The organism is Blautia sp. AF19-1, assembly GCF_003479155.1.
In the GTDB taxonomy this organism is placed as follows: domain Bacteria; phylum Bacillota; class Clostridia; order Lachnospirales; family Lachnospiraceae; genus Fusicatenibacter; species Fusicatenibacter saccharivorans.
In genome coordinates this window covers 35,064-56,422 of record NZ_QUGQ01000016.1, presented here as the reverse complement: position 1 = coordinate 56,422, position 21,359 = coordinate 35,064, and the positions used below count along the sequence as shown (strand labels likewise).

Genomic DNA, 21,359 nt, shown 5'->3' with positions numbered 1-21,359 from the left:
GCCACTGCTGTTATGTTTCTTTTAACAATTCATCCCACCGCTTTAGAAGCGGGGGACTTCTTGTCTACTGATGTTAAAATTCTGCTTCCATTATACCGTCTCCGCCCTTCGTTCTCAATGCCAAAAATTTTTCGAATCAAATTTGGTACGCCTGCGGCATAAAAATATCTCTGTTTTACTGATTTGCTCCAGTAAAACAGAGATATTTAACTTCCTATATATTCCGAAAGTCCCTTACGCAAAAATACTACTCATGAGTAGTATATAATATTCTTCTCTTTTTTTCAATGCTGTCTCTTAACAGATTTTCCCAACCAGCACTACAATCCCAGCTGTCACAAGTGCAATGATCAGATACAGAATCGTCGCCAGGCCTCGTTTTGTCAGCACGGTTTTCCATGGTTTTATGTACGGAATCCCTTCCATTCCTTTGATCTCCCATATTTTACTGTGTCCAACCCACACCCGGTCAAGCATAATTCCGTCGAACCAGTTCATCACCACAAGGAAGAGGTAGGATTGGAGATATGCCGTCTTGAAATCGGTGACTTTATTCCAGACAAAAATGATCGCGATCAGCACCACGAACAAAATGATGCAAAATGGAATCATAACCTGCTTTCCTTTTTTCATGACCGCATCTTTGTCGATCAGTCCACGTTTATCGGCTTCTTCTATATATTCCTTTGGGTAAAAATAAACACAGTTCATTCCATCATTTCTTACCAGACACTTTACCATCAGAATAAACAGAAGACAGTATAATATGTTTTGCAACAACAGCATCTCACATTCCTCCTCAGACTACCGTTTATGTTTCTTATAGCTTCATGTTAGTTCAGGCTAATCACATTGTCAAGAGGACTTGCTGTTTTTACATTAACACTGCCGCAATGGATAAATTATAATCGTTTATAAAGCAAAAAAAGAAACGAGCAAGTCCTGTCAGGCATAAACCTTACCCAGTGAAAACCCATTTCTTTTTTAGACAATGTCAAAGATACCATACTTCTTTCTCCCATCGAACTTTCTTTACACTCGTCCCTCATTTATTTTACAATTTCTATTTCAGATTGCAAAACTCATCCGCCGTCAGCTCATAGTCGACAGAAGATTCCATTTCCCCCAGCTGATTTTTCCAGGAATTGTAATGGACTGCGGTTTTGCGGAAGCCGAGTTTCTCGTAGACATGCTGTGCTCTTGTGTTTTTGAGGTTGGTATCAAGAAAAATAACGTTGGCTCCCATGCGGAACAATTCTTCTATGAGCATGCTCAGTACAACTCTTCCAATGCCTTTTTCCTGGTAATCGGATTCGCAGATTTTGATTCCGATTTCATATCGATGATTTTCGAATACATAGAAACTCATTTCGCCGATTCGCACATCGTTGTATTCTATGATGAGTCTTCGTCTTGTTTCATCGCTGTCGTCGGCAATCTGTTTTTCAATTTCCGCTGCGCTTGTCCCAAGCCCGTTTGGAAATCCGGCGTGGGCCATGACGGTTCCATCGTTCCACCAGACGGCTAATTGTTCACAATCTTTCTTTTCGGCATTTCTAATGCACAGCTGATTGTATTTTATGTTCATTTCTTCTCTCTTTCTCTGCAATCACTTACAGCTTAGACTCATACCATTCCTCCGCCGTTTTCTCAAATCCGACCGACTGGAACATGCGCTGGCTTTGTCCATTAAAAGAATAAATATTGGCTTTTACCCGCTCCATTCCCTTTTCTCTTGCAAGCTTCAGCATCTCCAGAACGCACCGTCTTCCAATATGCTGATTCTGGTATTCTTTACAGACAACGACAGCGATTTCACTATTCTCTCTCAGCGAAACATCTCCCACCAGCACGCCCTTATATTCTATATAATAGCAGTCACCGTGCGCGGTAAGATAATCATACATCCGATGCAACAGCTCCACATCATACGGCTTCTCCCGGTTGTCCACCTGCCTACACACGTCCAGATCCTGATACCACGGAAGAGAGGCCTCGTCATTCCTGTAATATGGGATCAGCCGGAGTTCATTGTCTATGATTCGTTCGGTCATTTTGGTTTGGCTCCTTGTTTTTTGATCTTAAAGTGCTGCAATTTCCTCTGTAATTTCACAGACACTCTTATTACTCGTATCAATTTTTACCGTATCAAGTACCTGATACATCTGAATTCGTGCAATGCTTTTGTCCATAATCTCTTCCGTACGAATCTTATTTGCGATGTCGGATAATAACCGCTTCCGCAAATTTGCTTCATCCACGATCAGCGAAATTTTAATCACTCTGCATTCTTCCGTGTCCAGCTTACTGACGATTTCATCAACAATACTCTGCTCATGCATCACCCAGCAGAAAATAACGTTTTCATAAGCGCTGCAATGCAGAAAGTTATTCAGCAGATAACAGATGTTGTCCATCACCATCTCTTTCGTCTCATCCGTCACCTGAAACGGATCGGCGTCCCAGCACCAGTCGCCGTCAAGAAAAACGCTGTTCGCCAGATCTTTTTTCAGCTGCTGACTTACCGTCGTCTTGCCAACGCCCATCGTTCCGCCGATCAAATATAATGTTTTCATTTTTCTCTCCCCATAACACGAATATCCGAAAAAATATCGTTTTCAAAAAGGATTTCAAATCCATCTGCCGGCTGAAATCTGCCATTCAGGATTTCTTTTCCATGGAAGGATATTTTTCTTACTTTGTTTTCCGCATCTTTCACTTCAATTTCACAGTAAGAAAGCAAATATGCACAGATCGCCGTCGCATGAGAAACCACGAGTGCTGTTTCTCCTTCTTTCATCTGTCCGACGATAGAATCGATCGCGGTTTTCATCCGCACCTTCACTTGATTTAACGATTCCCCGCCCGGATTGCGAAAATCGTGATCTTCATACTGTTTCAGCCAGAAATCCTCCCTGGCATCCCCGATCGTTCTTTCATGCAGCTCCTTCACAATGACCGGGTGATCTGCGATGAATTCAGCCGTTTCCATTGCTCTCCGATAAGGTGAAGAAAAGCATCTGTCCACATTTGAAAATATATTTCTTTTTGATACAGCAAGCGCTTTTCCCTCTTCCGATAGAGGAATCTGCTCATTCGGCATATCCCCTTTTTCCGGGATGGAATGCCTCATTAAAAATATTTTTTTCATTTCACTCTCCCCTGCTGTTATTCCTAAAGTTTTTTAATCAAAAACATCTCCATCGGCTTTTTTCCATATCCTTTTTCTGATGTTCCCCAGCGATAAAAAGCATGGTGCAAAACGGAGTATTATCCCAGAAAAGATTATATTGCAGCAATCAAATGTTTCCAGCGGACCTGCTCTTGTGGATATTCTTGATAAACTGATACGAATGGATGTTGTTGCAAAAGAAGCTCCTATTAACGATGAAAATGATGTGTCGCACGGACGGAAGCTTCCCACAGTTCCACCAGCGTTTCCATCCGCGGCATTCTCTCCTGTACTTCATATATTGTTATCTTACTCATCTTCCTTCCACAGCTTTCCTTCTTTATAATGTTTCCTGCAAAGCGCCACATAACTCTCGTTCGATCCAAGGAAAATCTGCGCGCCTTCCCGAACGATTTTTCCGTCTGCGTATCTCGTATTGCACTGCGCCCGTCTTCCGCACCAGCAGACCGTTGGGACTTCCTCGATGATGTCAGCGATTTCCATCAATCTTCTCGAACCCGGAAACAGATGTGTCTGGAAGTCCGCACGCAGACCGTAGCAGAGAACCGGAATCCCATAAAAATCCACGATGTCCGAAAGCGTATCAACTTCCTCCGGAGAAAGAAACTGCGCCTCGTCGATCAGAACCGCATCCACTTTCTTTCCGTGATACCGGTATTCCCCGCTGTCTGTACTCCAGGTCTCTGAAATTTCTTTTAAAAATTCATCCACATATTCCGCCGGTGCCTCCAGCCCGATGCGGGACTTGATTTCATGTTCTCCGTCGCGGTTGTCCGTCCGCGGCTTCAACAGGACAGCATACTGCCCGCGCTCCTCATAATTATAGCGAACCATCAAAATATTAGCAGATTTCGAACTGCCCATCGCGCCGTAGCGGAAATATAATTTTGCCATTGTTTTTCGTCCTTTTGTCTTTTCTTATTCTTTCAGTTCTTTCCGTAAAAACGGCTCCTCATCAAGCTCTGCGTTTTCAAAGCTGTGATAAAATTTATCTGCATTTGGATTTGTCGCCCGAATCAGATAATATTGGTTAATCCCATGTTTCCTGCAGTCTTTTTCCATCTCCTGAAACAGCCCCTGCGCAACGCCTTTATGTCTGGCTTCCGGCAGCACATAAACCCAGTCCACATACGCCATCCGGTAACCGTCCTGCATACATCCGTAAAAATGATACTCAATCCGCCCAAGAACCTGATCATTCTCCATAGCAAGAATGGATATTGTATTCTGATAGAAGGGATCTTTTACTCTTCTTCGCAGCCCTTCCCGATCCACCGCTTCCACATGCATCATCTCCGGCTCTGCCCCCATTTCTTTTCTATAACAGAAAACTACCGACAAACCTGCTTTTATCGATAGTTTCTTCAATTTTTATTATAACCGATCCCGCTCTGTTTTCCAATTAAAAAGGCAGAAGAAATGAAACCTTTTATCCCGTTTCCATTTCCTCTGCCTTTCTTACATTTCTTTCCTCTTCTGATTCCTCTTCTTCCGCAGGTTCTCTTTCTTCTGCCGGATTTCCCTCGCCTCCTGTTCGCTGCTGATGCGGATGGTTTTCACGACGAAGAGTTTTCCTTCATCCGAATGTTTCATGCGGGCTTTGCCTTTCAAATATCCGTGCTCCGGGCACCAGGCTACGCAGTAGTAGTTTTTCCCGCCGGCCGAAAACCAGCGTAAGCGTTTTCTTGCCGTTTTCCCGCAGATGCAGCAGTGCGTGCTGCAGACCTCGCGGTCGTGCATGGCTTCTTCTTTTGTGTCGAATTCGCGGGAGATGAATTTCGTGTAGCCATTATAGACGGCGTGGATCTCCTCTTTTTTCGATTTCGGGTTCTGATATACGTCGATCGAGTCGTACGCCAGCACAACATCCATATCGATGCGCGCAAAAATGTCGGCCGTATATTTTGCATCCGAAAGCGCCTGATGAAAATGCTCGTCCTTCGGGAGATGGAGGAAGTCGGCGGCGTACTCGAGCGCCCGGCGGCTCTTCATCGTTTCGTACTGGATCGCGAACAGTTTCTGTACATCGTAAAAATGAATCGGCCCGCGGATCAGCGACAGGAGGTTATAAAATTTCATGTTCCGCTGGAGCTCCGTCAGGTCTCCCGGTCCCCAGGTGCCGAACATGCACGCACCGCCGGAGAATGCAAAAAATTCCTGCACGGCCTGCGCAAATGGGATTCCGTTCTGCAGATCCTCTTCTGTCAGTCCGACGACCTCGCGCGTCCGGTGATGGAGATGCTGGTAGACCACCGGTTTTACAATCCGGTGAAACGTTCCCAGCACATTCCGCTCACCATCCATCTTCACCGCGCCGATCTCAATAATCTCAAATGGCAGCTTCGGGTTCTCTTTTCCTTTTCCATAGGGACACTGGTTCCATTCCAGGTCAAAAATCACATAGTCCATTGTATTGTCAATCCTTCATTCTGTGTCGTCTGTCCCTATTATAAATGATTTTGATATAATGAGCAACTATCTGGCAATTCCATTCTCTGCCCATTCTGGCAATTTTCTTCCTGTGCATTACATTTCCCATTCATTTCATCCTGTTCTCTTTCAAACTTAACGCTTCTTTTATTGAAATCCCAGGGTAAATCCGATATAATATTTTTAACTCCGGCCTTCGTTTTTACTCAAAAAAATCACCTGAAAAAGCCGGAAATATTACGAATTTAGATGAGCATCCGATATGAAAACAAAATTAACGCAAAAACAGATTCGATTTCAGGCGCTTCTGCTGTTTTTTATTACATTTTTTCTTGTCGAGCTCTGCGCCGGTTTTCTGTATCAGAATCAGTTAAAGGAAGCAAAGCTGAAAGCTGACTATACCGCACAGACGACCATCGGCCGCGTGAAATCGCAGTTAAACCATTATCTTGCCGAATCCAATCTGATGAAACACATGATTGAAGCCGGTTATACCGTCAATGACGAAGAGTTTTCCGTCCTCTCCTCGCTGATGCAGGACGACCAGAATGTCATCAAAGCACATGAGCTTGCAAAGGACGGCATTGTCACACTGATTTATCCGATGCGTGGAAACGAAGCCGCTCTCGGACTCAATACGCTCGAAAATCCTGCCAGACGGCAGGAGGCCACTCTTGCCAAAGAGAGCGGTGAGTACACCATCGCAGGACCATTTGAACTGCAGCAGGGCGGCATCGGCGCACTGCTTTTTGACCCGATCTACACAACCGATGACAGTGGAAACAAGACCTTCTGGGGCTTTTCGCTTCTCGTTCTCGACTGGGAATCCTTTCTGGATGAAATCGAACTGAATACGCTGGAAGAAGCCGGCTATACCTACGAAATCTGGAAAATTTCTCCGGCCACCGGCGAACACGTTTCCATCGCACACTCCGGTAATTCCCGGCGTTCCGATGCCATGGAAGTTCTCTGCACCGTGCCGAACGACACCTGGCATTTTGAAATTGTACCGAAAAACGGCTGGCTCAGTCTGCTGCAGGTTTTTGTTTTCTTTGCACTCGGGCTCATCCTTTCCCTGCTTGCCTCTATTGGTTTTCTGCAGTTCCAGATGCGCCGCTATAAAGACGAGATTCACGCAGCAGAACTGGAAAAAGCCGTACAGGAAGCACAGTCTGCCAACGAAGCAAAAACACGTTTTCTGTTCAACATGAGCCACGACATCCGAACCCCGATGAATGCCATCATCGGTTTCTCGGATCTGCTGGAAAAGCACATCGACGAGAAGGACCGCGCGGTCGACTACATTGCAAAAATCAAGTCCTCCAGCAGTTTTCTGCTCTCCCTGATCAACTACGTGCTTGAGATGGCGCGCATTGAGAGCGGTAAAGCCTCGCTGAAAATCGAGCTCGGCAGCTACAGCGAGCTGATCAATTCCCTGAATGCAGTGTTTGAGCCTTCGTTAAAAAGCAAAAATCTTTCCTATCTCTGTTACAACACGGTGGAACACGATGCCATCCTCTGCGACCGGACAAAAATACGGGAGATTCTGCTGAATATCATCAGCAACTCCATCAAGTATACGCCGGAGGGCGGAAAAATTTCCGTAAAAATCGAAGAGACACCGGCACCAAGGAAGGGCTTTGCCTCCTACCGCATCACCGTGAAGGACAACGGCATCGGCATGAGCAAAGAGTATCTGCCGCATATTTTTGAAGAATTTACAAGAGAACATTCCTCCACCGAAAGCCACATCACCGGAACCGGCCTCGGCCTTCCGATCGTAAAATCCCTCGTGAATCTGATGGGCGGAACGATCGATGTGGAAAGCGAACTCGGTGCCGGAACAATAACTACGATCTGCCTCACGTTTGAACTTCCGACCGAAGAACAGCTTGCGGCTCACCAGCATAAAGACGAGATTCTCGAGCAGTCCCTGCAGACGCTTTCCGAAAAACGCGTGCTGCTTGCCGAGGATAATGACCTGAATGCAGAAATTGTACTCACCGTTCTGGAAGAAAACGGCATTCACGCCGAGCACGTAAAAGACGGCGCCCTCTGCTTAAAAGCAGTCCAGAACGCACCAGAAGATTATTACAATGTTATTCTGATGGATATTCAGATGCCGAACATGAACGGCTATCAGGCCGCAGAAGCGATCCGTGCACTCCCGGGAAAACGCGGGGAAATCCCGATTGTCGCCATGACGGCAAACGCGTTTGAAGAGGACCGCCGAAAAGCACTGGAATCCGGCATGAACGCCCATATCGCGAAACCCGTTGACGTTTCGGTTCTTCTCGAAACACTTTCCAGGTTTTCATGACCTTTACAGATCCCGATGCACCGCGCCTCTTCTATGGAATTTTAACTTCCATCGACGATCAGAAACCCAAAAACAAATAATATGCATGAAAAAAGGAGCGTTCCCGTAAAGAGAACAGCTCCTTTTTTCATGCGCCGCAGCGGACGCTTTTATTTCTCGTTTTTCAGCAGCTCCAGGTTTTTGGAGATCAGCTCGCATCTCTGTTTTACGCAGTCCGGGGATCTGTGCGGATCCTGCGGTGTGTTGAACAGATAGTCCTCGAGTTTGTCGATTGTGGTAGTTGCTACATGCATTCTTGTATCGCAGGATGCATAGTAGATGTAAACCTCTCCGTTCTCACGCGCAATCGCGCCGTTTGTAAATACAACGTTGGAAACGTCTCCGACTCTCTCTTTTCCAAGCGGAACCAGGAATACACCGGACGGCTCTGCAATGACTTTGGACGGATCGTTCAGATCGGTACCGAAGACATACAGAACGTAGCGAAGGCCTGCTGCTGTATTTCTTACACCGTGTGCAATGTTGATCCAGCATTTCTTACCTCGGATCGGCACTGCTCCAGCACCGTTTTTGGACTCGGTCAGGGTATGATAAATACGTTTGCTGATGATCTTCTCCTCGTCGATGACAGCGTGTGTGATATCATCGCAGAGTCCGAAGCCGATTCCTCCGCCGCTTCCGGTCTCAATGAAACCATCCATCGGACGGGTGTAGAAGGCATATTTTCCGTCTACGAACTCCGGATGCAGAACAACGTTTCTCTGCTGCGGAGAACGTAAGGTTTTCAGGTTGTCCAGACGCTCCCAGGTCTTCAGGTCTTTCGTTCTTACGATACCAGCCTCAGCAACAGCCGCGGACAGATCCGGATCGTTTTTGTCCTTGCTCTCAGAGCAGAACACTCCGTAAATCCAGCCGTCCTCGTGCTGGGTCAGACGCATGTCATAAACGTTGGTTTCCTCTGCGCAGGTATCCGGCAGCACAACCGGGTAATCCCAGAAATGGAATCCGTCGATACCAGTATCACTCTCTGCAACAGCAAAGAAAGATTTTCTGTCATTGCCCTCCACGCGGACAACGAGATAATACTTTCCATTCAGATAAATCGCGCCGGAGTTCATCACAGCGTTGATGCCGAGACGCTCCATAAAGTACGGATTCGTCTCCTCATCCAGATCATATCTCCAGTGAACCGGAGCGAACTCTCTTGTCAGCACCGGATACTCATAGCGGTCATAAATACCGTTGTAAAAATCTGCTTTTGTGTTCTTTCTTGCCACAAGGCGGTCTACCTTGGCTTTTTCCACATAATACTGTTTATTCAGCATCTTTTAACCTCCCAATTACTTCCATACACATACGTCCATTGTGATACGGGCATTTCCACGGTTCTACAATCGGCTCATGAATCGGGCTTCCGTCTGCATTCACGCACCAGAACCACTCAGACCCCTCTCGTTTGTCGATCACATATTCCTTGATGTAGCCCCAGATGTCTTTTGCCGCATCGAGATACTTTGTTTCCTCCGGTTTTTTCTGCCATGCATTTAAAAATCCAACGACTGCTTCTGCCTGTACCCACCAGACTCTTGTGGTATCATCCACACCGCGCTCGCACTCATTCATCAGCGAATGATTTTTGTATGCCGTGTTGTAGATATTTTCCGCAATCTCTCCGGTGATCGGCAGCAGTTTTTCCCGGTAAGCCGGATCGCCGAGCACTTCTGTACCCCGGTCGATCAGCCAGGAAGTCTCGATATCATGGCCATAAGAATACAGATCAATCAGCGTATTCCATGTCCGGTCGAAGAATACTTCCTGACGGCCTTTTTCTTTGTTATATACTTTATCCGCGAAGAGATCCATCATAAAGCGGAGACGGTCACCGGTAAACGGATCCTTTGTCACGCGGTACAGCTCGGTATATGCTTCGAAAACATGCAGCAGCGTATTCATGGTCTTCTCTGCCATGACGCCGTTCTCCGAGAGCTTTTCATTGCTCTCCGGCTTGAAATCGCGGGTAAATGCCTCGAGATAACCGTACTCGTCGGTGCAGTGTGTCTCGATGATCTGCTGCAGCGATTTTGCCAGCTCCAGCGCCTCGGTGTCGCCCGTCGCATCAAAATACGTAGACAGCGCATAAATTGCAAATGCCTGATTGTACGTATGCTTTGTCGTATCGAGCGGTTTTCCGTCGTAGGTGACAGACCAGAACACGCCACCGTACTCGCGGTCCACACACGCCTGTTTCATAAAGCGGTACGCATGCTCCGCATCGGCGCGCAGCTTCTCGTCCTTTAAGGTCAGGTACGCATTCGAGAAAAACCAGAGAATTCTGCTGTTTAAGATGCAGCCCTTCTCATACGTTTTCTGCACGTTCAGATCAAAGTCCTGATAGCCGTAAAATCCGCCGTATTCCTCATCTCTTAAGCCCTCCCAGAACGGAACGATCCGTCCAGTAAGCTCCTGCTTTACTTCCTTTGCCAAAGACTGCATCTTTTCTTTCCTTCTTTCTTATCTTCTTCCAATTTCGGTGTCAGACTCGCGTACGACACTGTTTTTCTTGATATAATCTACAATCAGATCTACGGTTGTGAATGCCAGTCCTACATACGTATCGGCTGCGCCGTAGTAGATCGCGATCTTTCCGGTCTCTGCATCGTGAATGGTTGCGCACGGGAAGGTTACGTTCGGAACGAAGCCTCTCTCCTCATACCACTCTTCCGGTGTCAGAAGGAAGTTCTGGCAGCGGTATTTTACGATGGACGGATTCTCTTTGTCGAGGATTGCGCCGCCGATGCTGTATACATAGCCATTGCAGGTGCCGCTTACACCGTGGTAGAACAGCAGCCATCCTTCGTTGGTCTCAATCGGAGCTGCGCCGCCGCCGATCTTTAAGGACTCCCACCACTCCGGGCTCTTGCTCATGACGTGGCGGTGTTTGCCCCAGTACAGCATATCCGGGCTCTCGGACAGGAAGATGTCACCGAACGGTGTGTGGCCGCTGTCGCTTGGACGGGACAGCATCACGAAGTTGCCGTTGATTTTTCTCGGGAAGAGAACGGCATTTCTGTTGAATGGAAGGAATGGATTCTCCACACGTACGAAGGTTTCAAAATCTTTTGTTTTTGCCATTCCGATGGCTGCACCGTAGAAGTCCTGGCACCAGATGATGTAGTAGGTATCTTCTACTTTTACAAGACGCGGGTCATATGCGTAAACCGGCATGAACGGTTTGCCTTCTTCGTCAACGAACTGGATTTTGTTCTCATCGAAATTCCAGTGGATCGCATCTTTGCTTCTTCCAAGGTAGATGTACGGGATTCCGTTTGTCTGCTCACCACGGAATACTCCGATGAACTCGTCGCCGTACGGCATAACGGCGCTGTTGAAGATTCTTGCTACTTCCTTCACCGGATTTCTTCCGATGATCGGATTCTCGCTGTATCTCCATACCGGTGCACCGGAAAACTCAGCCGGGCCTTCCTGCCATGGCATATTTTTGACAGCATCTCCAATAATTTTAACTTCGCTCATTTTTTGAAACCTCCATGAAAAATATTGTTTGTTTATGAGTTGTACTTTGTTTTTTTAAGTTTCTGTTAGTGGACAGAATCTTGTTTTTTCATTCTTTTTTCTCCGAACCGCCGTGTTTTATCACCCTCACGCCCAGTCCTTTAGCTTAATTTTAACATAGATGATTAATTTTTCAACTGGAAATTACTTAAAAAATAAGTTCCGTTAGATACTGTCAATTTTTAAGTGACTTTGTTGTGTAATATGTACAAAAACGGGGCATTTCAAAATGCCCCGTTTCTTAATTTATAATTCAGTTATAAAAATCAAAGCTTTACGCTCTCTTTCGGCACCAGCTGTCCGGAGACAATTTCCATATTTTTGCCGGATGCCGCGCCGCGGATCTGCTTCAGCGCTTTTTCGAGCGCTACTTTTACCATCGCCTTCGTATTGATCTCATACGAAGTGATCTTGAGATCCGGGAAACCCGGATACAGGTAATTATCGAAGCCGACAACGGAAACGTCCTCCGGCACGGAGATGCCGCGTTTTTCCAGCTCGAGCATCAGAAGGCCGGCGGTCAGGTCGCAGTTGCAGACGAACGCTTCCGGCATCTGTTCCGGGAGATGAATTTCGATCTGGCCCCGCTCATCACGGTCCTCCAGAATCCATTCCGCCGGTGTCACATCGCGGTGTTCCAGAACAGCCTTAGAAAAACCGCAGTACCGATCCATGATACTGCTGGAAAAATGAATCGAACCGACAAAAGCCAGCTTGGTAAGGCCATGCTCATACAGGTATTCCGTCATCAGATACATTCCGTGAAAGTTATCTGCGATCACGGCATCTTTTGCCAGCTCATTGTCGTAGAAATCCAGAAATACGATCGGAAGATCCACGTTTTTCTTCAGATAGTGGATGTAATCGCGGCTCGTGTCTCCCATAAGGATCAGTGCATCGACGGTCTGCTCCTTGGCGATGCACGGCACGATCATCTCATCTTCCATCTCCTGTTTCAGGATCTCCACGGTCACCATACAGCTCTTTTCCGTCGCCGCCAGTGCCATCTCCTGATACATTTTCCAGTAAAATGTCGTATACTCTGCCAGATACCGTTCCGGAATCACCACTCCGATGCAGCGCAGGCTTTTTCCCTGTGTATTTCTCGCTCCGCTTCCCGGCTGGCGGTACCCCATTTCCTTTGCAATTTCCAGAATCCGGGCGCGCATCTCATCGCTGACCCCTTTCTGTCCTGTAATCGCGTTATGCACGGTGACGGCGCTGACGCCCGCCACCTTTGCAATATCTGCCAATCTTACTTTTGCCATATCCGTTGCTCCTTAGTCTACTGCAACAAAGTGATACAGTCTGCTGACGAAATCACCCCAGAAATCTTTCATCCGGAAACCGGCATTCATCAGCATCTCGCCGCTGTAAACCTCATCGGTTCCCTCCAGACGATATTTTTTCGCCGGATCAAAGCCGCGCAGGCGAACCTTGCGGGACGGCATATTTGCCTGTGCCAGCACCTGTACGTAGGTCACAAGCACTTCGCTTTTATCCTCCGATGCTACTGCCCAGCAGTCGGATCTGTGGTTTTCACGGCTGGAAAGAATACGGTAATACTCTCCCTCGCGGATCAGTTCATGATATTTGTGATACATTGCGGTCTGCTCCGGAATCAGCTTTCTCTCTTCTTCCGGCAGTTTTGTGATATCAAGCTCATAGCCGAACGTTCCGGCCAGTGCCACATGGCCTCTCGTTGTAAACGGAGTTACACGGCCAACCGTGTGGTTCGGGCATACGCTGACGTGTGCACCCATTGAGCAGAGCGGGTAAATGAGGGCTGTTCCCTCCTGGATTTCCAGACGCTCAATCGCATCGGTGTCGTCGGAGCACCAGATCTGCGGACTGTAGTAAAGCATTCCAGGATCGAAACGTGCACCGCCGCCGGAGCAGTTCTCCAGAAGCAGATCCGGGAACTCCTGTATCAGACGCTCCTGCATCGCATACATACCGAGCACGTAGCGGTGGAACAGCTCCTGCTGGGAATCTTTGTCCAGGTAGGTGCTTCCCAGGTCGCTTAACTGACGGTTCATATCCCATTTCACGTATTTGATGTTTGCACTGCGCAGGATTTTTGCCACACATTCATACGCATAATCCTGCACTTCCGGGCGGGAGAGATCCAGCACGTACTGGCAGCGGATCTCAGTCGCTTCTCTTCCCGGAATCTGAATCGCCCATTCCGGGTGCTCTCTGTAGAGATCAGAGTCCGGGGAGATCATCTCCGGCTCGAACCAGATACCGAATTCAAGACCGATTTCATTCACTTTGTCAACCAGATTTTTCAGGCCGCCTTTGATCTTCTCTTCGTTGACAACCCAGTCACCGAGGGAAGAATCGTCTTTATTTCGTTTTCCGAACCAGCCGTCATCCATAACAAGCATCTCGATGCCGTCTTTTTTTGCCTCTCTTGCGATATCGAGGAGTTTATCGGTATCAAAATCAAAGTAAGTTGCTTCCCAGTTGTTAATCAGAATCGGGCGTTTTTTGTGGTTGTACGGGCTGCGGATCATATGTCTGCGATAAAATGCATGGTAGGAACGCGTCATTTTGCCAAGTCCCTCGGCAGAGTAGACCATAACAACCTCCGGCGCCTGGAATTCATCGCCGGCTTTTAAATTCCAGCAGAACTCCTCCTGGTTGATACCCATGACCATACGAACGGTATCAAACTGGCATCTTTCCACCTGTCCGATAAAGTTGCCGGAATATACGAAGTGCATTGCGTAAACCTCGCCGCGCTCCTGATCCGTTCCCGGTGTCACCAGGGCCACAAACGGGTGCTCCTGATGGCTGGACTCTCCTTTTCCGGAGGAAACGAGCTGTTTTCCGTAACGGAGCGCACCCTGCTGGATGTGGCGTTCTCTTCCCCAGGATCCATGAAGAGAAAGCATCTCAAAGTCTTCGTTGTCCATATCGAGGCAGGCACTGTAGATTTTCTCTACCTTCAGCGCTTCACTGCCTTCATTTTTCACGCGGACACTTCGGGTGATAACGTTTTCTTTTGTAAAAACAGAGTAGGAAAGGACAACAACAAGATCAAGAACAGGATCTTTGCAGGTGATTTCCAGAGTTTCTACTTCGTCCTCGGTTCCAAAAGAAGCTGGAAGACCGGTCAGCGGGCGTTTTCCTTTGAAAATTTCATAGGAATCAAAGAAAATCTCACATCCCATACGGCCCTGTGCATTTCTTATATTCAGACAGCTCTCACGGTAATCGCCGACTCCTCCGGTCGGGTATTCCATTGGAAAACGGTCGAGGAACGAAGATTTCTCTCTCTTATTGACGGACGGGGTGAACGGCGGCTCATCCATGCGGAGCGGATACAGATCCGGCTCTCCGTGCAGAAGGGGTCCATAGTAAACATGTCCGACGTAGCCTTCCGGGCTCAGGCCGATCACATACGTCGTATTCTCTGTATTTAACTGAAAAAGCTTTTTCTCATCATAATATAAAATCGCCATTTTCTTCTCCTTATTTCAGGTAAGCTTGATCCGCCGGGCCGATTTTTGTACAAAAAGACCTCACCCGCCGGGCTGAGGCCTTTTTTTGTTTCTATATCACACAGCGTTTAAGCAGTTACCATTGCATTTTTTAATTTTTCCAGTTTCTCGGCTGCATCTTCAAGGGATGTGCCTTTTACGCCGAAATAGAATTTGATCTTCGGCTCAGTACCGGATGGGCGCACACAGCACCATGCGTTGTTTTCCAGCTCATAGTAAAGAACGTTGGAGGACGGAAGTCCGGTCGCGCTCTTCTCTCCGCTTACGAGATCCTGGCGTACATCTGCTTTGTAATCGCGTACGGCAAGAACCTGGAAACCGCCCAGCTCTTTTGGCGGGTTCTCACGGAAGTTGGTCATCATGGTCTGGATCTCTTTTGCACCGTCGATACCTTTTAAGGTCATCGTTGCAAGACCCTCTTTGTAGTAGCCGTACTCCTCGTACATATCCACCATGGCATCCCACAGTGTTTTGCCCTGCTGTTTGTAGTATGCAGCAACCTCGCAGAGCATCATAACTGCCACGCAGGCATCTTTATCTCTTGCATATGTTCCGGCCAGGCAGCCATAGCTCTCTTCCAGACCAAATACATAATTGTGTGCACCGCTCTGCTCAAAAAATTTGATCTGCTCGCCGATGTATTTGAATCCGGTCAGAACCTCGATCAGTGCCACGTTATAAGCTTTTGCGATTGCTTTTGCCATATCGGTCGTAACAATCGTCTCAACGAGTGCCGGGTTCTCCGGCATGGTTCCGTTCTTGGTGCGCTCACGCAGAATATACTCTGCGATCAGCATACCGGACATGTTTCCGGTGAAGCTTACGTACTCGCCGGTCTTGCTGTCTTTTGCATAAACGCCGAGACGATCTGCATCAGGGTCGGTTGCAAGGATGATGTCAGCGTCTACTTCTTTTGCCAGTTTCAGCGCCAGTGTCCATGCTTTCTCGTCTTCCGGGTTCGGGTAAGCCACCGTCGGGAAGTTTCCGTCCGGCACTTTCTGCTCTTTTACAACGTAAACCTGATTAAAGCCAAGCTCGCGCAGAACGCGGCGTACCGGCACATTTCCGGTTCCGTGAAGCGGTGTGTAGACGATCTTCATATCTTTTGCCGCATCTTTGATGATTTCCGGATGAATGCTCTGCTCTTTTAATTTTGCGACGTAACGGTCATCAAAATCGGTTCCGATGACCTGGAACAGGCCTTCTGCTCTTGCATCATCTTCTTCCATCGTTTTAACGGCAGAAAACTCGGTTACTTTTGCTACCTCTGCGAGAATGTTTTTGTCGTGCGGCGGTGTAATCTGTGCGCCGTCCTCCCAGTATACTTTGTATCCGTTGTACTCTCTCGGGTTGTGGCTTGCGGTAATGACGATACCGGAAATACAGCCGAATTCACGGACAGCAAAAGAAAGCTCCGGTGTCGGACGCAGGGACTCGAACAGATACGTTTTGATTCCGTTTGCATTCAGGCAGAGTGCTGCTTCGCGTGCGAATTCCGGAGACATTCTTCTGGAATCGTGTGCGATGGCTACGCCTTTTTCCTGTCCGTTCTGGGAAATGATGTAGTTGGCAAGGCCCTGGGTTGCCTGGCGTACGGTGTAGATGTTCATGCGGTTGGTACCCGCTCCGATGACACCGCGGAGTCCGCCGGTACCGAACTCAAGCTGACGGTAGAAACGGTCTTCGATTTCTGCCTCATTTCCTTCGAGTGCTTTCAGCTCTTCTCTGGATGCCTCATCAAAATATGGATCATTGCACCATTTTTCATATACTTCTCTGTAACTCATGTTTGTTATCCTCCCTGTCTGTTGTACTTTATTTAACTTAAGACAGCAGACTTTTTCTGGATTTAAGCTCGTTTCATCACAGCTTAAAGTTACCATTTGTTTAGTCTGCTGTCAACTTAAAAATTAATTTATTTTTTCTAATTCTCTTGGTTCCTGATAAAGCTCTTTTAGATCACTGAGAACCTGTACTTTTCCTTTGCGGTCTGCGGTGCTCCAGGCTTTTCGTCAGTTCCATGACAGCCTTCATATAGCAGGCATGATCCTCTCTCAACCGGCCATACCTTCCGCAGCGTTCCGCGCAGACGGTACATCATATTTTTCAGTGCTCCGTACGGATTTTCACTCTCCTCATCCGTCCAGGGTGCTTCGGTTAACTGTTCCAGTGTTACGATATGGTTTTTGTTGCAGATCATATAAACCAGCAGCTTTGTGATCATCGGGGAATGAATCGCTTCCTCGTTGAGGCAGCGTGTTTCATCGTACATGCGGAATCTTCCAAGCAGCTGTACGCGAATCATAAAACATCGTCTCCTTCTAAGAACTCAAGCTCTTTTTCGGTCTGAATTGCCGGCAGTGCACTGTATTTCAGATTCTTTGCCCAGCCTTTTTTCTCCTCGGAGAAGCGCTCGCTGATTCTCTTGTAGACGAGTTCGCATCCTCTCTGGCTGCCGCCCTGCAGCAGAATCACATACTGGGACGGGCTGTATTTTGCAAAGAAATCGGAATGACGCAGGCTGCGTTTCATTACCTCAAGCAGCTTTTCGGACATACGGTCAAGGCGCGGACCGCCTTTTGCCGGGTAACCTTTTCCGTCTGTAATGGTGCACAGCATCAGCCACGGCATCTGTCCGTTCAGCTCGGACATACGGTAAACAAGTCGGTAGCAGTCACGGAATCCGGCGAGGGAACAGAAGAATGCTCCGCCCTTTTCTCCCGGGCTCTCCTGAAGATCTGCCTGTACCTCTTCGATCACGCGGTGTCTGCTGCCCATGCGGCTTCCCAGATAGCGGTACTGCTCCACCAGTTTCTCGCTCGGTGTAACGCCAAGCTCTTCAAAGTAATGTTTCGAGGTCTGCTCGTACAGTTTCATGGCCTCTTTGTATCTCTCCAGGCCGATCAGCGCCTGCATCTGGACTGCCTGCCACTCGTCGAACGGATACAGTTCGGAAGCAACAGAAGTCAGTTTCTGCAGCTCATCGAACTCCTCGTTTTTCAGAAGATACTCACTTACTTCTTTCAGTGCATCGGAATATACTTTTTTCAGCTGCGCGCGCTCCGCCTGTACCCACTCTTCCTCGCCGAAATCTGCAAGGAACTCTCCGGTGTACAGCTCCAGTGCTTCGATCATCTGATCCATGCGCGCTTTCTCGTCTGTCTCTTTTCCTGCTTCCAGGATCTTATTTTTGATATCAATCGCATCTACCTCGACCGGCATCGGGCTGGTCCAGTGGTAAACGCCTTTCTGTGTATAAATGTACTCAAACTGCGGAAGTCCTGCCTCGACAAGGCTTCTTTTCAGGCGATGTACGCCGACACGCAGGCTGTTTGCCGCGTCCGCCACATCTTCTCTTCCGTATGTGCTCTCCAACAGTCTTCCTCTGGAAATTCCATTGTCCTTGTTATAGAGGAAAATCTGCAGAAGTCTCATCGATTTTGTTGCCATTGTTTTCCGGAAGGAAATCGGCTGGTCGCCGTACTCCAGGAAAAAACTTCCCATCATGTGTACTTTTAAAAGCGGTAACTGTTCTGTTTGGTTTTTCATTTCTTCGTTCATACTAACTCCTGTATTGCCTGTTGTGCTCTAATCTCTGTTGTCGGTTGCGCTGCGCTCCGCAATCGGCTGCGGTAACGGGCCGGCGGTTCCCTGTTCGTTCATTTCAAAAACAATTACGGACGCCGGATTTCTGTTTTCTATTTTACATCATTTTAATCAAAAATCCTACTATAAAATGTATAAAATATTAACTTTAACACCGAAAAATTCCTGCTTTTTCTTCCTTTGTCTTGTTATCTTTTTGTCAATCCCATCTCATCCGTAAATTGCCCGCATGATTTTAGCCATCAGCCGCCCTGCAGGCGCCGAGATCACCAGTATTACAGCAAGAGATACCATGCCGCACCCGAGCAGTGCGCGGTTCACAAGTCCCCGTGCTGAGCAGAGTCCGAGGCAGAATCCCTTCTTCCAGGGCCAGAACAGCTTTTCCGGTTTCCGGTTGAAAAAATCGAGCACCAGATGGGACAGAAAGCCCACGGCAAAATAAGCGGACACATCCGGGTAGATGATGTCCACGCACGCCGTCAGCAATGCCAGCGCCGCAAATGAATGCATGAAGGAGCGGTGCGGCTGCTGTTTCCCATAGGCGCAGATCAGCAAAAATGCTGCCGTTCCGGCGAGGAGACGCAGCACGCTGCTGTCGCTTGTGAGGCGGCGGTAAATTCCAAGATTCAGTTTATACTCCGCAAGAATTGTGAGCACCGCAACTGCAACTGTTGCCGTAATGATCTTATCGGCATCGCGGTGCGCCTGTGAAGTGCCGACATCAATGTCACTGATCAAACCGCCGATCGCGGCAGCCCCGGCACCGGCCACAAGCGCGGGAACCGTCTGCGGCTGTAAAACAGCAAGTGCCGCTGCTGTTCCAATAAAAAAATGTGTTCTTCCAAGCATTTGTCTGTTTTTTCCTTTTGTAAAATTTCCTTTATCATAGCACATTCCCGCCCTTTTATGCAACCATTTGTTCGATTCTTTTACGACCGTATGGTCCTATCAGGATCAAAAAAGAACCTCCTGCGACCGTTTATCGCCGCAGGAGGTTCTCCTCTGTTTCTGCCTTTATTCCATACTATTTCCAGGTTATCTTATTTCACGTTTTTCCCTTCATTGTATGAATTTTCATTTGACATTTATCGCTCATTTGAGTTATATCTTTATGCTTCATATACCAGTTCACCAGCAAGATACGTCCGGCACACCGGAATGTCTTTGATCGTGCTCTCATCCACCTCAAACGGATTCTGACCCAGTACGACGAAGTCTGCCATCATGCCTTCTGCGATCTGGCCTTTCACGTTCTCCTCGAAACTTGCCTCGGCACTGCGGATCGTGTAACTGTCGAGTGCTTCCTGTACGGTGAATTTCTGATCCGGCAGGTACGGGCCGACATGGTCGCGCAGCGTTGTTCTTGTGACAGCGCACTGCATGCAGGCGAGGGCATCCGGCAGCTCTACCGGGCAGTCAGTTCCGTTGCTGACGGAGACGCCGTTATTCATCAGCGTCTTCCAGCTGTAGCTTGTGCTCGCAAGCTCTTTGCCGACGCGCTCCTCTACGATATGGTTATCGTAATCGAGGAAGATGCTCTGTGCGTAAACGTGAAGATGCATTTTCGCGATTTTTTCAAGCTGATCGGCTCTTGTGATCTGGCAGTGCACGATGCCGTGGCGGTGATCTTCTCTCGGGTTTTCAGCAAGGGCTTTTTCATAGGCACTTAACACGCGGTCGAGGCACGCATCACCGATCGTGTGAACTGCAGCCTGCATGCCGTGTGCATTGGCGTAGCCGATCATCTCATCCATGGTTTCCTGGGTGAATACCGGGATTCCGCAGGTGGACGGGTCGTCTGCGTATGGGCGACTGAGGAATGCTGTTCTCGCACCGAGTGCGCCGTCGCCGAGCATTTTCAGCGGTCCGATTTTAAAGCGGTCTGTGCCGATGCCGGTCACATTTCCAGCCTCAACGAAACCTTTTAAGGATTCCAGATCGGTAAAGTTGCTCTGCTCGTAAACGCGGACGGTCAGCTCGCCGGACTCCTCGAGTTCTTTGTATGCTTCGTTGACGGTCTGCCACGGAACGGCGCGGTAAACGCAGTAATCATCACTCTGGCTGCTGGTGACGCCGTAGCTGTTCAGGGCTTTGCAGGCGCTGCGGATCATATCTTTGATTTCCTCTTTGCTCGGCACCGGAATACTGTCGTAAACCGGTTCCATTGCATTGTCGAAGAATCTTCCGTCCGGCTCACCGTTTTCCATACCGATCTCTCCGCCCTCCGGCTGCGGGGTATCTGCGGTGACGCCGAGGAGTTCCAGCGCTTTGCTGTTGACTACGAGGCAGTGGCCGCACGCTCTCGTCGCGCAGATCGGAACTTCGGTTGATACGCGGTCAAGATCGTAGCGGTTCGGCATGCGGTCCACGTCCGTGAAGTAATCCTGATTCCAGCCGCGGCCCATCAGCCATGCGCCGTCTTTTCGCGGATGCTCTTTCTGGAAGGTGTCGAGGCAGGCGAGCATATCTTCCAGGCTTTCAGTATGTGCGGCAAGCTGCGCTTTCAGCAGGGAGCTTCCGTAATTTAAAAGGTGCATATGGCTGTCGTTAAAACCGCTGCAGACGAATTTTCCGCCGAGGTCTACAACTTTGTCGCCGGCTGCTGCAAGGGCATCTGCCTCTGCGCTGCTTCCGGCGAAAACAAATTTGCCGTCTTCTACTGCAAACGCTTCGACAAGCGGCAGTTTTCCGGTGTAGACAGCTCCGTTTTTGTAAATTGTTTTCATAT

19 protein-coding genes are annotated in these 21,359 nt (G+C 48.3%); 1 reads left to right on the top strand and 18 read right to left on the bottom strand.

Annotated features, from left to right (window positions below):
- Positions 1-297: 297 nt before the first annotated feature.
- From DWX26_RS11530 to DWX26_RS11490, 8 genes are all read right to left on the bottom strand, one after another.
- On the bottom strand, positions 298-786 hold the full coding sequence (locus DWX26_RS11530) for a hypothetical protein (RefSeq protein ID WP_117510553.1): 489 nt from the start codon (positions 784-786) through the stop codon (positions 298-300).
- 277 nt (positions 787-1,063) lie between these two features.
- Positions 1,064-1,588, bottom strand: a complete 525-nt coding sequence (locus DWX26_RS11525) for a GNAT family N-acetyltransferase (protein WP_055225836.1) — start codon at positions 1,586-1,588, stop codon at positions 1,064-1,066.
- 25 nt (positions 1,589-1,613) lie between these two features.
- A complete protein-coding gene (locus DWX26_RS11520; RefSeq protein ID WP_117510551.1) occupies positions 1,614-2,054 on the bottom strand; it encodes a GNAT family N-acetyltransferase in 441 nt (146 codons plus the stop codon).
- Between the two features lie 27 nt (positions 2,055-2,081).
- Complete coding sequence (locus DWX26_RS11515) at positions 2,082-2,576, bottom strand: AAA family ATPase (RefSeq protein ID WP_117510549.1); 495 nt, start codon at positions 2,574-2,576, stop codon at positions 2,082-2,084.
- The gene (locus tag DWX26_RS11510; RefSeq protein ID WP_279220573.1) at positions 2,573-3,133 is read right to left on the bottom strand and encodes a histidine phosphatase family protein; all 561 of its coding nucleotides are present in this window, start codon (positions 3,131-3,133) and stop codon (positions 2,573-2,575) included. The genes DWX26_RS11515 and DWX26_RS11510 overlap by 4 nt, the downstream gene beginning before the upstream one ends.
- Positions 3,134-3,481: 348 nt before the next feature.
- Positions 3,482-4,087: a thymidine kinase gene (locus DWX26_RS11500; RefSeq protein WP_117802704.1), complete on the bottom strand. Its 606-nt coding sequence runs from the start codon at positions 4,085-4,087 to the stop codon at positions 3,482-3,484.
- A gap of 24 nt (positions 4,088-4,111) precedes the next feature.
- Positions 4,112-4,486, bottom strand: a complete 375-nt coding sequence (locus DWX26_RS11495) for a GNAT family N-acetyltransferase (RefSeq protein ID WP_243030644.1) — start codon at positions 4,484-4,486, stop codon at positions 4,112-4,114.
- A gap of 165 nt (positions 4,487-4,651) precedes the next feature.
- Complete coding sequence (locus DWX26_RS11490) at positions 4,652-5,602, bottom strand: 3'-5' exonuclease (RefSeq protein WP_118601460.1); 951 nt, start codon at positions 5,600-5,602, stop codon at positions 4,652-4,654.
- Positions 5,603-5,885: 283 nt separating this feature from the next.
- On the opposite strand from DWX26_RS11490, the gene DWX26_RS11485 reads away from it, so the two are divergent.
- Positions 5,886-7,943 carry an ATP-binding protein gene (locus DWX26_RS11485; RefSeq protein ID WP_118601459.1) on the top strand — a complete coding sequence of 686 codons (2,058 nt, stop codon included), beginning with the start codon at positions 5,886-5,888 and terminating at the stop codon, positions 7,941-7,943.
- 149 nt (positions 7,944-8,092) lie between these two features.
- Here DWX26_RS11485 and DWX26_RS11480 read toward each other — a convergent pair whose 3' ends face one another.
- From DWX26_RS11480 to DWX26_RS11435, 10 genes are all read right to left on the bottom strand, one after another.
- Positions 8,093-9,268, bottom strand: a complete 1,176-nt coding sequence (locus DWX26_RS11480; protein ID WP_022461807.1) for a glycoside hydrolase family 130 protein — start codon at positions 9,266-9,268, stop codon at positions 8,093-8,095.
- Entirely contained in the window at positions 9,258-10,436 is a 1,179-nt protein-coding gene (locus tag DWX26_RS11475; protein WP_055221154.1) for an AGE family epimerase/isomerase, read from the bottom strand. Before DWX26_RS11475 ends, DWX26_RS11480 begins: the two co-directional genes overlap by 11 nt.
- An 18-nt stretch (positions 10,437-10,454) precedes the next feature.
- Positions 10,455-11,477, bottom strand: a complete 1,023-nt coding sequence (locus DWX26_RS11470; RefSeq protein WP_117510535.1) for a glycoside hydrolase family 130 protein — start codon at positions 11,475-11,477, stop codon at positions 10,455-10,457.
- Between the two features lie 305 nt (positions 11,478-11,782).
- The gene (locus DWX26_RS11465; RefSeq protein ID WP_055266843.1) at positions 11,783-12,784 is read right to left on the bottom strand and encodes a substrate-binding domain-containing protein; all 1,002 of its coding nucleotides are present in this window, start codon (positions 12,782-12,784) and stop codon (positions 11,783-11,785) included.
- Positions 12,785-12,796: 12 nt separating this feature from the next.
- Complete coding sequence (locus tag DWX26_RS11460; protein WP_117761369.1) at positions 12,797-14,986, bottom strand: alpha-galactosidase; 2,190 nt, start codon at positions 14,984-14,986, stop codon at positions 12,797-12,799.
- A 107-nt stretch (positions 14,987-15,093) separates the two neighbouring features.
- Complete coding sequence (locus DWX26_RS11455) at positions 15,094-16,812, bottom strand: phospho-sugar mutase (RefSeq protein WP_055225852.1); 1,719 nt, start codon at positions 16,810-16,812, stop codon at positions 15,094-15,096.
- A gap of 167 nt (positions 16,813-16,979) precedes the next feature.
- Positions 16,980-17,330 carry a hypothetical protein gene (locus DWX26_RS11450; RefSeq protein ID WP_118595640.1) on the bottom strand — a complete coding sequence of 117 codons (351 nt, stop codon included), beginning with the start codon at positions 17,328-17,330 and terminating at the stop codon, positions 16,980-16,982.
- Positions 17,327-18,586, bottom strand: coding sequence for an AfsR/SARP family transcriptional regulator (locus DWX26_RS11445; protein ID WP_055266837.1), 1,260 nt, complete (start codon positions 18,584-18,586; stop codon positions 17,327-17,329). The genes DWX26_RS11450 and DWX26_RS11445 overlap by 4 nt, the downstream gene beginning before the upstream one ends.
- 255 nt (positions 18,587-18,841) lie before the next feature.
- Positions 18,842-19,480 (bottom strand): metal-dependent hydrolase, encoded by a 639-nt coding sequence (locus tag DWX26_RS11440; protein WP_022461817.1) that lies wholly within the window; start codon positions 19,478-19,480, stop codon positions 18,842-18,844.
- Between the two features lie 260 nt (positions 19,481-19,740).
- Positions 19,741-21,357 carry an amidohydrolase gene (locus DWX26_RS11435; RefSeq protein ID WP_055266833.1) on the bottom strand — a complete coding sequence of 539 codons (1,617 nt, stop codon included), beginning with the start codon at positions 21,355-21,357 and terminating at the stop codon, positions 19,741-19,743.
- Positions 21,358-21,359 lie beyond the last annotated feature (2 nt).

Bases quoted from the DNA above. Each gene is read 5' to 3' on its own strand.
- DWX26_RS11530 (WP_117510553.1), bottom strand. From the start codon at position 786: ATGCTGTTGTTGCAAAACATATTATACTGTCTTCTGTTTATTCTGATG.
- DWX26_RS11525 (WP_055225836.1), bottom strand. From the start codon at position 1,588: ATGAACATAAAATACAATCAGCTGTGCATTAGAAATGCCGAAAAGAAA.
- DWX26_RS11520 (WP_117510551.1), bottom strand. From the start codon at position 2,054: ATGACCGAACGAATCATAGACAATGAACTCCGGCTGATCCCATATTAC.
- DWX26_RS11515 (WP_117510549.1), bottom strand. From the start codon at position 2,576: ATGAAAACATTATATTTGATCGGCGGAACGATGGGCGTTGGCAAGACG.
- DWX26_RS11510 (WP_279220573.1), bottom strand. From the start codon at position 3,133: ATGAGGCATTCCATCCCGGAAAAAGGGGATATGCCGAATGAGCAGATT.
- DWX26_RS11500 (WP_117802704.1), bottom strand. From the start codon at position 4,087: ATGGCAAAATTATATTTCCGCTACGGCGCGATGGGCAGTTCGAAATCT.
- DWX26_RS11495 (WP_243030644.1), bottom strand. From the start codon at position 4,486: ATGATGCATGTGGAAGCGGTGGATCGGGAAGGGCTGCGAAGAAGAGTA.
- DWX26_RS11490 (WP_118601460.1), bottom strand. From the start codon at position 5,602: ATGGACTATGTGATTTTTGACCTGGAATGGAACCAGTGTCCCTATGGA.
- DWX26_RS11485 (WP_118601459.1), top strand. From the start codon at position 5,886: ATGAAAACAAAATTAACGCAAAAACAGATTCGATTTCAGGCGCTTCTG.
- DWX26_RS11480 (WP_022461807.1), bottom strand. From the start codon at position 9,268: ATGCTGAATAAACAGTATTATGTGGAAAAAGCCAAGGTAGACCGCCTT.
- DWX26_RS11475 (WP_055221154.1), bottom strand. From the start codon at position 10,436: ATGCAGTCTTTGGCAAAGGAAGTAAAGCAGGAGCTTACTGGACGGATC.
- DWX26_RS11470 (WP_117510535.1), bottom strand. From the start codon at position 11,477: ATGAGCGAAGTTAAAATTATTGGAGATGCTGTCAAAAATATGCCATGG.
- DWX26_RS11465 (WP_055266843.1), bottom strand. From the start codon at position 12,784: ATGGCAAAAGTAAGATTGGCAGATATTGCAAAGGTGGCGGGCGTCAGC.
- DWX26_RS11460 (WP_117761369.1), bottom strand. From the start codon at position 14,986: ATGGCGATTTTATATTATGATGAGAAAAAGCTTTTTCAGTTAAATACA.
- DWX26_RS11455 (WP_055225852.1), bottom strand. From the start codon at position 16,812: ATGAGTTACAGAGAAGTATATGAAAAATGGTGCAATGATCCATATTTT.
- DWX26_RS11450 (WP_118595640.1), bottom strand. From the start codon at position 17,330: ATGATTCGCGTACAGCTGCTTGGAAGATTCCGCATGTACGATGAAACA.
- DWX26_RS11445 (WP_055266837.1), bottom strand. From the start codon at position 18,586: ATGAACGAAGAAATGAAAAACCAAACAGAACAGTTACCGCTTTTAAAA.
- DWX26_RS11440 (WP_022461817.1), bottom strand. From the start codon at position 19,480: ATGCTTGGAAGAACACATTTTTTTATTGGAACAGCAGCGGCACTTGCT.
- DWX26_RS11435 (WP_055266833.1), bottom strand. From the start codon at position 21,357: ATGAAAACAATTTACAAAAACGGAGCTGTCTACACCGGAAAACTGCCG.